We start from the raw sequence: 13954 nt of genomic DNA, 5'->3' as shown, positions 1-13954 counted from the left end.
GATGAGATTTATTTACGCAATTTGCTCAGTTCCTCTCAACCACGTTACCGCCCGGCCTGTTTAGTCTGCACAACGCTAAAACAAAAAAAGTGTGTTCAAAATCCCATCCGATGCTATGCTCCGGCAATCCTTGTTTAGTAAATTAAACATAATGAACATAAATAGCGATCTGGTCTGTGATGTATTAATTGTTGGTAGCGGCGCGGCCGGTCTTTCTCTCGCGCTACGCCTGGCTCAAACCAGCAAGGTCATTGTGCTAAGTAAAGGCCCGGTTAACGAAGGCTCAACTTTTTATGCACAGGGAGGGATTGCCGCCGTTTTCGATGAAACCGACAGCATCGCTTCCCATATTGACGATACGCTAATAGCCGGGGCAGGAATTTGCGATCCTGACGCCGTAGAATTTGTGGCAAGCAATGCAAAACACTGCGTCCAGTGGCTGATTGATCAGGGCGTCATGTTCGACACCCACACGCTGGCGAATGGTGAAGAGAGCTACCATTTGACGCGTGAAGGTGGCCACAGCCATCGGCGAATTCTTCATTCTGCAGATGCCACCGGGAAGGAAGTTGAAACCACGCTAGTCGGCAAGGCCCTCAATCACCCAAATATTCGTATCATCGAACGCAGCAACGCCGTCGACCTGATTATCTCTGACAAAATAGGCCTGCCGGGTACAAGGCGAGTCGTCGGTGCCTGGATATGGAATCGTAATCTTGAAAAAGTTGAAACCTGCCGTGCGAAATCAGTCGTTTTAGCCACTGGTGGCGCTTCAAAGGTCTATCAATATACAACAAACCCTGATATCGCATCCGGAGACGGTATCGCGATGGCATGGCGCGCAGGCTGCCGGGTCGCCAACCTGGAATTCAACCAGTTTCATCCGACGGCGCTGTTCCATCCTCAGGCGCGAAACTTCCTGCTGACCGAGGCGCTACGTGGGGAAGGTGCCTACCTGAAGCGTCCGGATGGTTCACGCTTTATGCCAGAGTTTGATGACCGGGCCGAGCTTGCCCCGCGTGATATTGTTGCCAGGGCTATCGATCACGAAATGAAACGCCTGGGCGCAGACTGCATGTATCTGGATATCAGTCATAAGCCAGAGGCGTTTGTTCGCCAGCACTTCCCCACTATTTATGAGAAGCTGCTTGGGCTAGGCATTGATTTAACCAAAGATCCGGTTCCCGTAGTCCCTGCCGCGCATTATACCTGCGGTGGCGTAATGGTAGATGAGCACGGGCGCACCGACGTTGACGGGCTGTACGCCATTGGCGAAGTAACGTATACCGGCCTGCACGGCGCTAACCGAATGGCCTCAAACTCTCTGCTAGAATGCCTGGTTTATGGCTGGTCTGCTGCGGAAGATATTCTGAAACGCCTGCCGTACGCGCGAGAAAGTAAAACGTTGCCCGACTGGGATGACAGCCGTGTGGATAATCCAGACGAACAGGTTGTTATCCAGCATAACTGGCATGAGCTGCGGCTCTTTATGTGGGACTACGTTGGGATCGTTCGTACCACTCGCCGACTGGAGCGGGCGCTGCGAAGAATTACCATGCTGCAGCAAGAGATTGATGAGTACTATGCTAATTTCCGCGTTTCAAACAATCTTCTTGAGCTAAGAAACCTGGTGCAGGTTGCCGAACTCATCGTGCGCTGCGCTATGCAGCGTAAAGAGAGTCGGGGCCTGCACTACACGCTGGATTATCCCGAGCAGCTCAATGAATCCGGCCCAAGCGTACTTTCCCCGCTCTACATAAACAGGTAGAAGTCCTGGGTCAGGCTGCAATAGCCTTCAGAGTAGCTTTGGTCTGGCCCACGAATCACCAGGCGGTCGTTGTAGTATTCTCCGCCCGTTGGAGAAAGCGCGAGCATCACCCGATGCGGCAGGCGAGTTTCATTGTCGGCCACATCAGTACGGTAACGCACGTGCCAACCCTGTGATTTTGCCAGCTCGCTGAATGCCGTCCCGGCAGTTTCCGGCATGATCACACAGAAGAAACCGTCTTCGGTGATCAGCTGTTCAGCGCTGCTGAGCAAGGCCTGATGATCCAGCGTCGTGGTATAACGTGCCTGAGCTCGCTCTGGCGATGCACAGTTGCTGCCCTGCTCAAAGAAAGGCGGATTACTGACAATTAAAGAGTAGCGCTGAGTTGCCTGCTGAGCCCACTCGCGAATGTCCGCACAGTGAACATGAATACGTGAAGCCCAGCGGCAGCCTTTGGCGTTTTCTGCCGCCTGCTCTGCAGCAACCGGATCCAGCTCCACGGCTTCGATAGTGACATCATCAGCGGTTCTCTGGGCGAGCATCAGCGCCAGCAAACCGCTGCCGGTGCCAATATCCAGGACACTTTTTACATTAACTACCGGCACCCATGCACCGAGCAGCGTCCCATCTGTTCCCACCTTCATGGCGCAGCGATCGTGCGCCACAAAGAACTGTTTGAAGGTGAAACCATCCCGACGTAATACCGCTTTTTGATCCGACATCTTATCTACCTTGCAAAGAAACCGCCGTAGCATAAGTGAAACGGACATCTACGGAAAGACACAAACAGATGAAGATCGCGGTCATTATGTCTATAATCGGCGTCCCAAACAGAGGTAGACCATGACTGTAAGCACTTTTTCCGAACTCGAACTTGATGAAAGCCTTTTGGACGCGCTCCAGGAGAAAGGCTTTACTCGCCCGACTGCCATCCAGGCAGCGGCCATTCCTCCTGCACTTGAAGGACGCGACGTGCTGGGTTCAGCACCGACGGGTACCGGTAAAACCGCAGCTTACCTGCTGCCAGCGCTACAGCATCTGGTCGACTTTCCTCGTAAGAAATCTGGCCCGCCGCGTATTCTGATCGTCACGCCGACCCGTGAACTCGCGATGCAGGTCGCCGACCATGCGCGTGAACTGGCAAAGCATACTCATCTGGATATCGCCACCATCACCGGCGGCGTAGCATATATGAACCACGCTGAAGTTTTCAGCGAGAACCAGGATATCGTGGTTGCCACCACCGGCCGACTGCTGCAATACATAAAGGAAGAGAACTTCGACTGCCGTGCGGTTGAAACGTTGATCCTTGATGAAGCAGATCGCATGCTGGACATGGGCTTCGCACAAGACATTGAAACCATCGCAGCAGAAACCCGCTGGCGCAAGCAAACCATGCTGTTTTCGGCTACCCTGGAAGGCAACGCGGTTAAAGACTTTGCCGAGCGTCTGCTGGAAGATCCGGTTGAGGTTTCCGCCACGCCATCCACGCGCGAGCGCAAGAAGATTCATCAGTGGTACTACCGCGCTGATGACGTTGAGCACAAAACAAAATTACTCGTTCATTTGCTGAACCAGCCGGATACCACCCGCTCTATCGTCTTCGTGCGTAAACGTGAGCGAGTGCATGAGCTGGTTGCCTGGCTGCGCGAAGTGGGGATCAACACCTGCTATCTTGAAGGCGAAATGGTACAGGCCAAGCGTAACGAAGCGATCAAGCGCCTGACCGACGGTCGCGTAAACGTTCTGGTCGCTACCGATGTAGCTGCGCGTGGGATCGATATTCCTGACGTTAGCCACGTGTTCAACTTTGACCTGCCGCGCACCGCGGATATTTACCTGCACCGTATCGGCCGCACTGGTCGCGCAGGCATGAAAGGCACAGCGATTTCGCTGGTTGAAGCACACGATCATCTGTTGCTGGGTAAAATTACCCGCTACATGAAAGAGCCGCTTAAATCTCGCGTTATTGACGAATTGCGCCCAACGACGCGAGCACCAAGCGAGAAGCTGACCGGTAAGCCATCCAAAAAAGTACTGGCTAAGCGCGAAGAGAAGAAGAAAGAAAAAGACAAAGAGAAGCCGCGCGTTAAAGTGCGTCATCGCGACAAGAAAAACGTCGGTAAACGCCGGAAGCCAACTGCGGCAGCCACAACAGAGTCGCCGAAAGTCGACGAATAACATTCACGCCGGGACCTTCCCGGCGTTTTTTATTGCCCTGACCCGGCGTTTTCCTGCAAACAGTTATTCTTTACGGCATTCCTGCCCTATCGTATACGGTGAAGATGGCGACATCGAAGGAATGAGCGTCGTGCTGGCAGCCCCAGGAAATTTAGGGAACCTGTGCCGGGTGCTGATGCGGGTTTACTGTGCAGTGCGGATTTTCTATTAGCGTGAAAGAGCGCCAGGCGGCGCTCTTTATTCTCAACGGCAGGAACTGAATTACAGGCTTTCAGTGAAAGTACGGGTAATCACGTCGCGCTGCTGTTCCGGGGTCAGAGAGTTGAAGCGCACCGCGTAGCCGGAAACACGAATGGTCAGCTGCGGATATTTTTCCGGATGCTTAACCGCATCTTCCAGCGTTTCACGACGCAGGACGTTAACGTTCAGGTGCTGTCCGCCTTCAACGCGAACTTCAGGTTTCACTTCCATTGGAATTTCACGGTATTCAAACTGGCCCAGTTTACTGACCGCTACTACTTCATCTTCCGCAAAACCCGCTTTCGCACACACGCAGCGAGCTTCGCCTTTTTCACTGTCGAGCAGCCAGAAAGAGTTCAGAAGTTCGTCGTTTGCCGCTTTTGTAATTTGGATACCAGTAATCATTTTATTTCTCCCTCAGGGTAATGTGCTGATTCTTTGGGCCAGCGCTCTGGCTCATTGGTAAAACCTTTGTTGCTTTGTTGTTCTTATATCAGTCCGCCAGGCGTGATTCTTTGACTTAAATCAATTAAATCCACACACTAAAAATGGCTTTAACTGGTTTTATTTGTTTTACATCAACTTAGCCCATTCACTGCATGCTAAAATTTTTGTAAATTTTCAACTTTATTTAGTGCCGTAGCCCATTGATGCCACGCACTATTTTGCTCGGGAGGAAGAAGCAGTTAAGCTATCGGGCAATACTGATTCGCGGGAGAGCGAGATGACCACCCACCTCACCTGGCACGACGTGCTGGCAGAAGAGAAACGGCAGCCTTACTTTATTAATACGCTTAGCGCCGTCGCGGCAGAGCGCGCTGCAGGCGTGACCGTTTACCCTCCGCAAAAAGATGTTTTCAACGCTTTTCGCTTTACCGAGCTAGGCGATGTCAAAGTGGTGATTTTGGGGCAGGATCCCTATCACGGCCCAGGCCAGGCGCACGGACTTTCTTTCTCCGTGCTTCCGGGCATTGCGCCCCCGCCTTCGCTGGTCAATATGTATAAAGAGCTTGAGGCTTCAGTCCCTGGCTTTACCCGCCCTACGCACGGATATCTTGAAAGCTGGGCCCGGCAGGGCGTGTTGCTCCTCAATACGGTACTTACCGTCGAAGCAAGCAAAGCGCATTCTCACGCCAATTTTGGCTGGGAAACTTTTACCGACAAAGTTATCGCCCTCATTAATGAACACCGTGAAGGCGTGGTGTTCCTGCTGTGGGGGGCCCATGCCCAGCGCAAAGGCAGCATTATCGATCGCCAGCGCCACCACGTCCTGACCGCCCCGCATCCTTCTCCGCTTTCTGCGCATCGTGGTTTTCTTGGCTGCGGGCATTTCGTGAAGGCGAATGAGTATCTGGCCGGGCGGGGAGAACAGCCCATCGACTGGGTGCCACAGCTGCCACAGGCAAATGGCTAAAACCCGGGCGAAAAAAAACCAGCAATTACGCTGGTTTTTTTATCGCTGGTGAAGGTATTACGCCTTGTTCTGGCGCCACCATTCGCCCAGCAGCACGCCAGTCGCTACCGATACGTTGAGGCTCTCAACGTTACCGGTGCCTTCAATGGCGACGCTCATATCTGCGCTTTCAAAAGTCGTGTCGGAAACGCCATCTCGTTCCTGGCCCAGCACCAGCACCATTTTCTTCGGCAGCTCCGCTTTATACAGCGGGGTGCCCTGGTGGCTTGAGGTGGTCACGATGGTGTAGCCAGCTTTACGGAAAGCTTCCAGCCCATCGCCAAACGTCTCGCCGCTGATCGCCACCACGTGCTCGGCCCCGCCTTCTGCGGTACGAATCGCCGCCCCGGACTCCAGCAGGGAAGCATCCTGAATCAACAAACCTTTCACGCCGAAGTGCGCGCAACTGCGCATGATCCCACCCAGGTTGTGCGGGTTGCCCACATCCTCCAGGGCCAGCACGCAGTCTTCTTCTCCGGCTTTGTTCAGCCAGGTCTGCACGCTGATGCCGCTGCGTTTTTTAATAATGAAGCAAACGCCGCCATGATGTTCAGTGCCGGAGGCTTTTGTCAGCTCGGCATCGTCCACCACGTGGTAGGCCTTGCGATTTGCTGCCATCCAACGCAGCGCTTCTTTAAAGCGAGGCGTCACGCTCTGGATAAACCAGGCGCGCACGATGCTTTCCGGGCGGCTCTGGAACAGCGCCTGACAAGCATTCTCACCGTACACACGGGCTTCTTCGGCGCGCTGGCGACGAATCACTTCCGGGTCAACGATATGTTTAGTCGTACCTTCATTGTCTGATGTCGACAGCGCAGCGTCTACCGGGGCACGGGAAACGGTACGCCATGGGGAAGCCGCTTCACCGCGATCGCCTCTGTCGTTACGTTCATTACGATCGCGCCCGCCGCGAGGTTTATCATCGTGACGAGCCTGACGGCGACCGCCGCCTTCACCACGTGACGCACCGGCAGGACGCCCACCACCTTTGCCCGTACGCGGGTTTTGGCCGCGATTTTCGCTTTCGTCGTCACCGCGGACATACATCACTTTGACCTTGCCGCTTTTACCTTTAAATTCGTCGTTCATTTTTCCTCCACCGGGCTGAGCGCGAAGCGCGCAGATTACCTGATGTGCCATGGGTTAGCCATTAACTTTGCTTAAAAGCTAAAAACTATTGTACTCATCGAATAAATCACTTTGTTGGCCTCCCCATATTCGTCGATAATATGTAACATATTTGAAACATCCACGGTGCCAGACACCGATTTCAATCATTCTCTTTGAGGTGTGTTATGAATACCGTTTGTGCCGACTGCCAGGCCATTAATCGCATTCCTGACGACCGCATTGATGACGGCGCAAAGTGCGGTCGCTGCGGTCATGAACTGTTTGACGGTGAAATCGTCAACGCCACGGCGGCAACGCTGGATAAACTCCTGAAAGATGATCTGCCAGTTGTGGTTGATTTTTGGGCACCGTGGTGCGGCCCGTGCGTGAACTTCGCCCCTGTTTTTGAAGATGTTGCCGAAGAACGTAGCGGCAAGGTTCGCTTTGTGAAGGTGAATACCGAAGCCGAGCAGGAACTGAGCGCCCGTTTTCGCATCAGAAGCATCCCAACCATTATGATTTTTAAAAATGGCCAGGTCGTGGACATGCTGAATGGGGCGATGCCAAAAGCCCCTTTTGATAGCTGGCTGGACGAAAATATCTGATTGTGAGGGGGCATTTTTTAAGCCCCCTTTCCCTATCTACGGTAGAATGGCGTTTTTAGCCGAACATTCATCATTAATGACCGAAAACGCCGTTCTTCGCCTTCGCGCCACCCGCCTTGCCCGCGCGACGCGTCCCTTTCTCGCCCGTGGCAATCGCGTTCGCCGCTGCCAGCGTTGCCTGCTACCTTTGAAAAATTGCCTGTGCGAGACGCTTCAGCCGCAGCATGCCCGCAGCCGCTTTTGCCTTGTGATGTTTGATACTGAACCCATGAAGCCAAGTAATACCGGGCGGCTCATTGCCGATGTCTTACCGGAAACCGAAGCATTTCAATGGTCACGCACGGAGCCCCCTCAGGCGCTGCTGGATCTTGTTGCCAGCCCGGATTACCAGCCGATGGTGGTTTTTCCCGCCTCTTACGCCGACGGCGCTCGGGCAGTACTGACTGCGCCGCCGATGATCGGCAAGCCGCCGCTGTTTATCATGCTTGATGGCACCTGGACTGAGGCGCGCAAAATGTTCCGTAAAAGCCCTTATCTCGATGCGCTCCCGGTCATTTCCGTAGATTTAAGTATGACCTCAGCGTATCGCCTGCGTGAGGCCCATGCGGACGGCCAATATTGCACCGCAGAAGTCGCCGCAGCCCTGCTTGAACTGGCAGGGGATGCAGCAGCCTCCAAAGGATTAACGCAGCATTTCACTCTTTTCCGCGAGCGCTATCTGGCGGGGAAACCCCATCATCAGGGCAGCGTCACAGCAGAAGTGGAAGAAAACGTTTAGACTCTCCTGAACATCACTCAGGGGAGAGCGTCGTGAGCCAACGAGGCCTGGAAGCGCTGCTGCGTCCAAAATCCATTGCCGTTATCGGCGCTTCGGCAAAAGCCGACCGCGCCGGTTATTTAATGATGCGCAACTTGCTTGCTGGCGGCTTCAATGGCCCGGTAATGCCGGTGACGCCGACTCACAAAGCCGTGTGCGGAGTGCTTGCCTGGCCGGATATTGCCAGCCTGCCGCTGGCACCCGATTTGGCGATTATCTGTACGCATTCCCAACGAAACCTGACTCTGCTTGAAGCTCTGGGCAATAAAGGCTGCAAGGCCTGCATTATCTTATCTGCCCCACCTGAGCAATTATCCGAATTGCTGGCCTGCGCCGCTCGCTGGCAAATTCGCCTGCTTGGCCCGAATAGCCTTGGCCTGCTGGCGCCCTGGCAGGGGCTAAATGCCAGCTTTTCTCCAGTCCCCATCCAAAAAGGTAAACTGGCGTTTATTTCTCAGTCGGCCGCGGTGTCCAACACCATTCTGGACTGGGCACAGCAGCGCGAGATGGGCTTTTCCTGGTTTATCGCGCTTGGCGATAGCCTGGATATCGATGTGGATGAACTGCTTGATTATCTGGCCAGAGATACGAAAACCAGCGCTATCCTGCTGTATCTCGAACATCTGAGCGATGCGCGACGCTTTGTTTCCGCCGCAAGAAGTGCTTCGCGTAACAAACCGATTCTGGTCATCAAAAGCGGGCGCAGCAGCAAAGCACAAACGCTACTGAAAACCCATCCAGGCCTGGATGCAGCCTGGGATGCGGCGATACAGCGAGCAGGTTTACTTCGGGTGCAGGACACGCACGAACTTTTCTCCGCCGTAGAGACCCTCAGCCATATGCGCCCTTTACGCGGCGAACGGCTGATGATTGTCAGCAACGGCGCGGCGCCGGCGGCGCTGGCGCTTGATGAGCTGTGGCTACGTAACGGCAAACTGGCGACGTTGGGTGAAGAAACCCTGCAGACTCTCGTTGAAATACTTCCTCCGGGCGTTGAGGCAGGAAACCCAATAGACCTGCGTGATGATGCCACGCCCGGCCGTTACCTGCTGGCCGTGGAAAAATTGCTGGATAGCCATGATTTTGATGCCTTAATGGTTATTCATTCCCCCAGCGCCGCCGCGCCCGGAACCGCAAGCGCCCTCGCCCTGATCGATTTGCTGCAGCGGCATCCTCGTGGCAAATATCTCACTATTATTACCAACTGGTGCGGGGAGTATTCCTCCCAGGAAGCCCGGCGTCTGTTTAGCGATGCCGGTATTCCGACTTACAGAACACCAGAGGGCGCGGTAACGGCATTTATGCATATGGTCGAGTATCGCCGTAACCAGAAACAATTGCGTGAAACCCCTGCTCTGCCGGCGAACCTAACTGCAAACACCAGCGACGCTCACCGTCTTATCCAGCAGGCCTTGCATCAGGGAGCCACAACGCTCGACACCCATGAAGTCAGGCCGGTGCTTGAAGCTTATGGACTAACAACCCTGCCAACGTGGATTGCTGGCGACAGTGCGGAAGCGGTGCATATCGCCGAGCAAATTGGTTATCCCGTCGCATTAAAGCTTCGTTCTCCGGATATTCCCCATAAGTCGGAAGTTCAGGGCGTTATGCTCTATTTGCGAACGGCCAGTGAAGTGCAGCAAGCCGCCGAAGCCATCATCGACCGCGTAAAAATGGCCTGGCCCCAGGCTCGCATTCACGGTCTTCTGGTGCAAAGCATGGCAAACCGCGCAGGCGCGCAGGAGTTACGAGTCGTCGTTGAACACGATCCGGTGTTTGGGCCGTTGATCATGCTGGGCGAAGGTGGCGTAGAATGGCGGCCCGAGCGGCAGGCGGCGGTTGCCCTTCCCCCGCTAAACATGAATCTGGCCCGCTACCTTGTTATTCAGGCGATCAAAAACGGCAAGATTCGAAGCCGGAGCGCACTACGCCCGCTGGATATTGCCGGGATCAGCGAAGTGCTGGTTCAAGTCTCTAACCTGATCGTTGATTGCCCGGAGATTGTGAGACTTGATATTCATCCGCTGCTGGCATCCGGCAACGAGTTCACCCTGCTGGATGTCACTCTGGAATTGGCCGAATTTACGGGGGATGCCGATGGCAGGCTGGCGGTGCGTCCTTATCCTCATCAGCTTGAGGAATTGGTGCAGCTTAAGAACGGTGACCGCTGCCTGTTCCGCCCTATCCTTCCAGAGGATGAACCTCAGCTGCAGCGTTTTATTGCTCAGGTAACAAAAGAGGATCTCTACTATCGCTATTTCAGTGAGATCAATGAATTTACCCACGAAGATTTAGCCAATATGACGCAGATCGACTACGATCGAGAAATGGCGTTCGTGGCAGTCAGAAGAATAAAAGGCAACGATGAGATCCTCGGCGTCACGCGAGCCATTTCAGACCCTGACAACGTTGATGCCGAGTTCGCTGTGCTGGTTCGTTCCGATTTAAAAGGGCTTGGGCTCGGCCGACGTTTGCTGACTAAGCTCATCGATTACACCAGGCAACATGGCCTCCAGCGGCTGAATGGCATAACGATGCCGAACAACCAGGGCATGATTACCCTGGCCCGCAAACTGGGTTTCAGCGTTGATATTCAGCTTGAAGATGGCATTGTCAGTCTGACGCTACCGCTGGATAAAAGCGTAGATTCGTGAGTAAGGTACTGGAAAACATACTCACTTTGCGTAGCAGTAGTGGTATTATCAGCAAGTTATGACGTCTGGATTTTGCAGAAGGCCATCCAATGAAAAGAGAAGATAAGCACTGTGATGTTGTCTAAATTTAAACGTAATAAACATCAACAACACCTTGCCCAGTTACCGAAGCTTTCTCAATCAGTTGATGATGTAGAAACCCTGTTCTCCCCAGCGGATTTCCGCGAAACGCTGCTGAAAAAAATCGCCAGCGCAACGCAGCGTATTTGCATTATTGCGTTGTATCTTGAACAGGATGACGGCGGCAAAGGAATTCTGTCCGCGCTCTATCAGGCCAAGCAGCAGCGGCCAGATTTAGATGTTTCCGTGCTGGTTGACTGGCACCGAGCTCAACGCGGGCGTATTGGTGCTGCCGCTGCCAACACCAATGCGGACTGGTATCACCGCATGGCCGAGCAGTTCCCCGATGTGAATATTCCGGTCTACGGCGTGCCCGTCAATACTCGCGAAGCCCTTGGCGTGTTGCATTTCAAAGGCTTTATTATCGATGACAGCGTCGTATACAGTGGGGCCAGCCTCAATGACGTTTATCTGCATCAGCATGATAAATATCGCTATGACCGCTACCAAATCATTCGCAACCGCTCTCTGGCTGACATCATGTATGGCTGGGTTAACCAGAATCTGGTGAACGGCCGGGCGGTGAATCGTCTGGATGTTGCCGAGCGAGTAAAAAGCCCTGAGATCAAAAACGATATCCGCCTCTTCCGCCAGGAATTACGTGACGCTAGCTTTATTTTCCACGGTGATGCAGATAACGATCAGCTGTCAGTTACGCCGCTGGTTGGGCTGGGAAAATCCAGTCTGCTGAATAAAACGATTTTTCATCTCATGCCTTGTGCAGAGCAAAAGCTCACTATCTGCACGCCATACTTCAACCTGCCAGCAGTCCTGGTCCGCAATATCATACAGCTGCTGCGGGACGGCAAACAGGTTGAGATTATCGTTGGCGATAAGACGGCGAATGATTTCTATATTCCGGAAGATCAGCCATTCAAGATTATTGGCGCGCTGCCTTATCTCTATGAAATTAACCTGCGCCGCTTCCTCAGCCGCCTGCAATATTATGTCAATACCGGGCAGTTGATTGTACGTTTGTGGAAGGATGGGGATAACAGCTACCACCTGAAAGGCATGTGGGTGGACCACGAGTGGATGCTGCTAACCGGGAATAACCTTAATCCGCGCGCGTGGCGCCTGGATCTGGAAAATGCCCTGCTTATTCACGATCCCAAAAGAGAGCTGGAGGGCATTCGTACCAGGGAGCTGGAGCTTATCCGCACTCATACAACGGTTGTTAAGCATTATCGCGATCTGCAAAGCATCGCCGAATATCCGGTGAAAGTTCGCAAGCTGATTCGCCGCCTACGCCGGATCCGTATCGACCGCTTAATAAGCCGTATTCTCTAAATATTTAAGCCCTGCACTGCAGGGCTTTTTCTTTCTAGAGCTTTATCCCTTTCCCTTTACGGTGCAGCAGCAGAGAAACTGCAAATGCCAGGGCTCCCATCCCAGAGACGTACCAGAAGAAGGTTGTTTCGCTGCCCATAGATTTCAGCGATAAGGCGACATATTCTGCTGAGCCACCAAACAAGGCGTTGGCAACGGCATACGACAGGCCTACGCCCAGGGCACGGACTTCAGGCGGAAACATTTCTGCCTTAAGAATGCCGCTGATTGAAGTGTAAAAACTGACAATTAGCATCGCAGCCATCACCAGAGCAAAGGCTGCATAAGGTGAGCTAACATTTTGCAGCGCCGTCAAAATAGGAACCGTCAGCACCGCAGCCAGGCCGCCAAAGCAGAGCATAGAACTCCGACGACCAATTTTATCCGACAGTGCGCCGAAGAACGGCTGCAGCACCATAAAGATAAACAGCGCAAAGGTCATCAGTGCGCTGGCCGTATTCGCATGCATCCCTGCGGTATTCACCAGGTATTTCTGCATATAGGTGGTGAATGTATAGAAAGCCAGGGAGCCGCCGGCAGTGAAGCCAAGCACCATAATGAAGGCTTTTTTATTTTTCCACAGCCCGGAGAGCGTACCGGCATCCTTGTGCGCGCGGGTCGCTTTATCCGACGTTTCATCCAGAGAGCGACGAAGATAGAGAGCAACAATCGCCAGCACGGCCCCAATCGCAAAGGGAATTCTCCATCCCCAGCTACGTAAGTCCTCATCGCTTAGTACTTGCTGAAGCACAACCACAACAAGCAACGCGGCCAGTTGCCCACCAATGAGCGTAACGTACTGGAATGAGGCATAGAATCCTTTACGACCTTCTACCGCCACCTCACTCATGTAGGTTGCGCTGGTACCGTATTCTCCGCCCACCGATAATCCCTGGAACAGACGAGCTAAAAGTAATAACGCCGGAGCCCATGTGCCGATGGTGCCGTATCCTGGCAGGCAGGCAATGACCAGCGATCCAAAACACATCATACATACGGAGATAAGCATGGAGTTTTTACGTCCATGTTTATCGGCAATGTACCCGAATAACCAGCCTCCAATAGGTCGCATCAAAAAGCCAGCGGCAAAAACGCCGGCGGTTTGCAGAAGCTGAGTTGTGGTATTTCCCGTTGGGAAAAAGATATGAGCAAAATAGAGTGAGCAGAACGAGTAAACATAAAAATCAAACCACTCAACCAGATTCCCTGATGAAGCACCAACAATGGCCCAGACGCGACGGCGGGTATCCGACGCCGACGGCACAGTATTTGCTTCGCTTGTTGTTTCAATCATTTTATTTTCTTCTCCTGTCTTCCTGAATGGGTCTAATAACCCAGAATCCAGTAAAGCAGGAGAAAGAAATTTTGCGATGTGAAGTTTCTTGTTGCGGAGTTGTTACATTAACTTTTGTGAGCAGACGGAGATTTTTGTGAAAAGGCATGGTTTAAAAAGCAAAAAACCCCGTCCTTTCGGTCGGGGTTAATGCTTAATTTGATGCCTGGCAGTTCCCTACTCTCGCATGGGGAGACCCCACACTACCATCGGCGCTACGGCGTTTCACTTCTGAGTTCGGCATGGGGTCAGGTGGGACCACCGCGCTACGGCCGCCAGGCAAA

The 13954-nt window shown here is 53.3% G+C and carries 11 protein-coding genes and 1 rRNA gene; 7 read left to right on the top strand and 5 right to left on the bottom strand.

From position 1 onward, the window contains the following. Positions 1–151 precede the first annotated feature (151 nt). Positions 152–1768 (top strand): L-aspartate oxidase, encoded by a 1617-nt coding sequence (nadB, locus tag F3J29_RS00060; RefSeq protein ID WP_166862046.1) that lies wholly within the window; start codon positions 152–154, stop codon positions 1766–1768. Here nadB and trmN read toward each other — a convergent pair. Next, a complete protein-coding gene (gene trmN / locus F3J29_RS00055; protein WP_166862044.1) occupies positions 1753–2490 on the bottom strand; it encodes a tRNA(1)(Val) (adenine(37)-N(6))-methyltransferase TrmN in 738 nt (245 codons plus the stop codon). The genes nadB and trmN overlap by 16 nt on opposite strands. 121 nt (positions 2491–2611) lie before the next feature. Here trmN and srmB point away from each other — a divergent pair, with 121 nt between their 5' ends. Next, positions 2612–3949, top strand: coding sequence for an ATP-dependent RNA helicase SrmB (gene srmB / locus F3J29_RS00050; RefSeq protein ID WP_166862042.1), 1338 nt, complete (start codon positions 2612–2614; stop codon positions 3947–3949). Positions 3950–4210: 261 nt separating this feature from the next. On the opposite strand, the gene grcA is transcribed toward srmB, so the two are convergent. Further along, complete coding sequence (grcA, locus tag F3J29_RS00045) at positions 4211–4594, bottom strand: autonomous glycyl radical cofactor GrcA (RefSeq protein WP_008459527.1); 384 nt, start codon at positions 4592–4594, stop codon at positions 4211–4213. A gap of 319 nt (positions 4595–4913) precedes the next feature. Here grcA and ung point away from each other — a divergent pair, with 319 nt between their 5' ends. After that, positions 4914–5603, top strand: coding sequence for a uracil-DNA glycosylase (gene ung, locus F3J29_RS00040; RefSeq protein ID WP_166862041.1), 690 nt, complete (start codon positions 4914–4916; stop codon positions 5601–5603). 57 nt (positions 5604–5660) lie between these two features. Here ung and F3J29_RS00035 read toward each other — a convergent pair whose 3' ends face one another. Next, positions 5661–6731: a tRNA/rRNA methyltransferase gene (locus F3J29_RS00035; protein ID WP_166862040.1), complete on the bottom strand. Its 1071-nt coding sequence runs from the start codon at positions 6729–6731 to the stop codon at positions 5661–5663. 206 nt (positions 6732–6937) lie between these two features. On the opposite strand from F3J29_RS00035, the gene trxC reads away from it, so the two are divergent. The 4 genes from trxC (at position 6938) to pssA (ending at position 12298) form a co-directional block, all read left to right on the top strand. Continuing rightward, positions 6938–7357, top strand: a complete 420-nt coding sequence (gene trxC, locus F3J29_RS00030) for a thioredoxin TrxC (protein ID WP_166862039.1) — start codon at positions 6938–6940, stop codon at positions 7355–7357. A 76-nt stretch (positions 7358–7433) separates the two neighbouring features. After that, complete coding sequence (locus F3J29_RS00025) at positions 7434–8135, top strand: tRNA-uridine aminocarboxypropyltransferase (protein ID WP_166862038.1); 702 nt, start codon at positions 7434–7436, stop codon at positions 8133–8135. Between the two features lie 32 nt (positions 8136–8167). Beyond that, complete coding sequence (locus F3J29_RS00020) at positions 8168–10828, top strand: bifunctional acetate--CoA ligase family protein/GNAT family N-acetyltransferase (protein ID WP_166862037.1); 2661 nt, start codon at positions 8168–8170, stop codon at positions 10826–10828. Between the two features lie 114 nt (positions 10829–10942). Further along, the gene (gene pssA, locus F3J29_RS00015) at positions 10943–12298 is read left to right on the top strand and encodes a CDP-diacylglycerol--serine O-phosphatidyltransferase (protein WP_166864823.1); all 1356 of its coding nucleotides are present in this window, start codon (positions 10943–10945) and stop codon (positions 12296–12298) included. A gap of 34 nt (positions 12299–12332) precedes the next feature. On the opposite strand, the gene F3J29_RS00010 is transcribed toward pssA, so the two are convergent. Next, on the bottom strand, positions 12333–13631 hold the full coding sequence (locus F3J29_RS00010) for an MFS transporter (protein ID WP_166862035.1): 1299 nt from the start codon (positions 13629–13631) through the stop codon (positions 12333–12335). Between the two features lie 203 nt (positions 13632–13834). Next, positions 13835–13950, bottom strand: a 5S ribosomal RNA gene (rrf, locus tag F3J29_RS00005). Between the last annotated feature and the right edge of the window lie 4 nt (positions 13951–13954).

Source organism: Enterobacter sp. Cy-643 (assembly GCF_011752815.1).
In the GTDB taxonomy this organism is placed as follows: domain Bacteria; phylum Pseudomonadota; class Gammaproteobacteria; order Enterobacterales; family Enterobacteriaceae; genus Cedecea.
This window is presented reverse-complemented; position numbering and strand designations above follow the sequence as displayed.

What these genes read in the sequence shown, in the direction of transcription:
- nadB (WP_166862046.1), top strand. Translation starts at nt 152, where the DNA reads ATGAACATAAATAGCGATCTGGTCTGTGATGTATTAATTGTTGGTAGC.
- trmN (WP_166862044.1), bottom strand. Translation starts at nt 2,490, where the DNA reads ATGTCGGATCAAAAAGCGGTATTACGTCGGGATGGTTTCACCTTCAAA.
- srmB (WP_166862042.1), top strand. Translation starts at nt 2,612, where the DNA reads ATGACTGTAAGCACTTTTTCCGAACTCGAACTTGATGAAAGCCTTTTG.
- grcA (WP_008459527.1), bottom strand. Translation starts at nt 4,594, where the DNA reads ATGATTACTGGTATCCAAATTACAAAAGCGGCAAACGACGAACTTCTG.
- ung (WP_166862041.1), top strand. Translation starts at nt 4,914, where the DNA reads ATGACCACCCACCTCACCTGGCACGACGTGCTGGCAGAAGAGAAACGG.
- F3J29_RS00035 (WP_166862040.1), bottom strand. Translation starts at nt 6,731, where the DNA reads ATGAACGACGAATTTAAAGGTAAAAGCGGCAAGGTCAAAGTGATGTAT.
- trxC (WP_166862039.1), top strand. Translation starts at nt 6,938, where the DNA reads ATGAATACCGTTTGTGCCGACTGCCAGGCCATTAATCGCATTCCTGAC.
- F3J29_RS00025 (WP_166862038.1), top strand. Translation starts at nt 7,434, where the DNA reads ATGACCGAAAACGCCGTTCTTCGCCTTCGCGCCACCCGCCTTGCCCGC.
- pssA (WP_166864823.1), top strand. Translation starts at nt 10,943, where the DNA reads ATGTTGTCTAAATTTAAACGTAATAAACATCAACAACACCTTGCCCAG.
- F3J29_RS00010 (WP_166862035.1), bottom strand. Translation starts at nt 13,631, where the DNA reads ATGATTGAAACAACAAGCGAAGCAAATACTGTGCCGTCGGCGTCGGAT.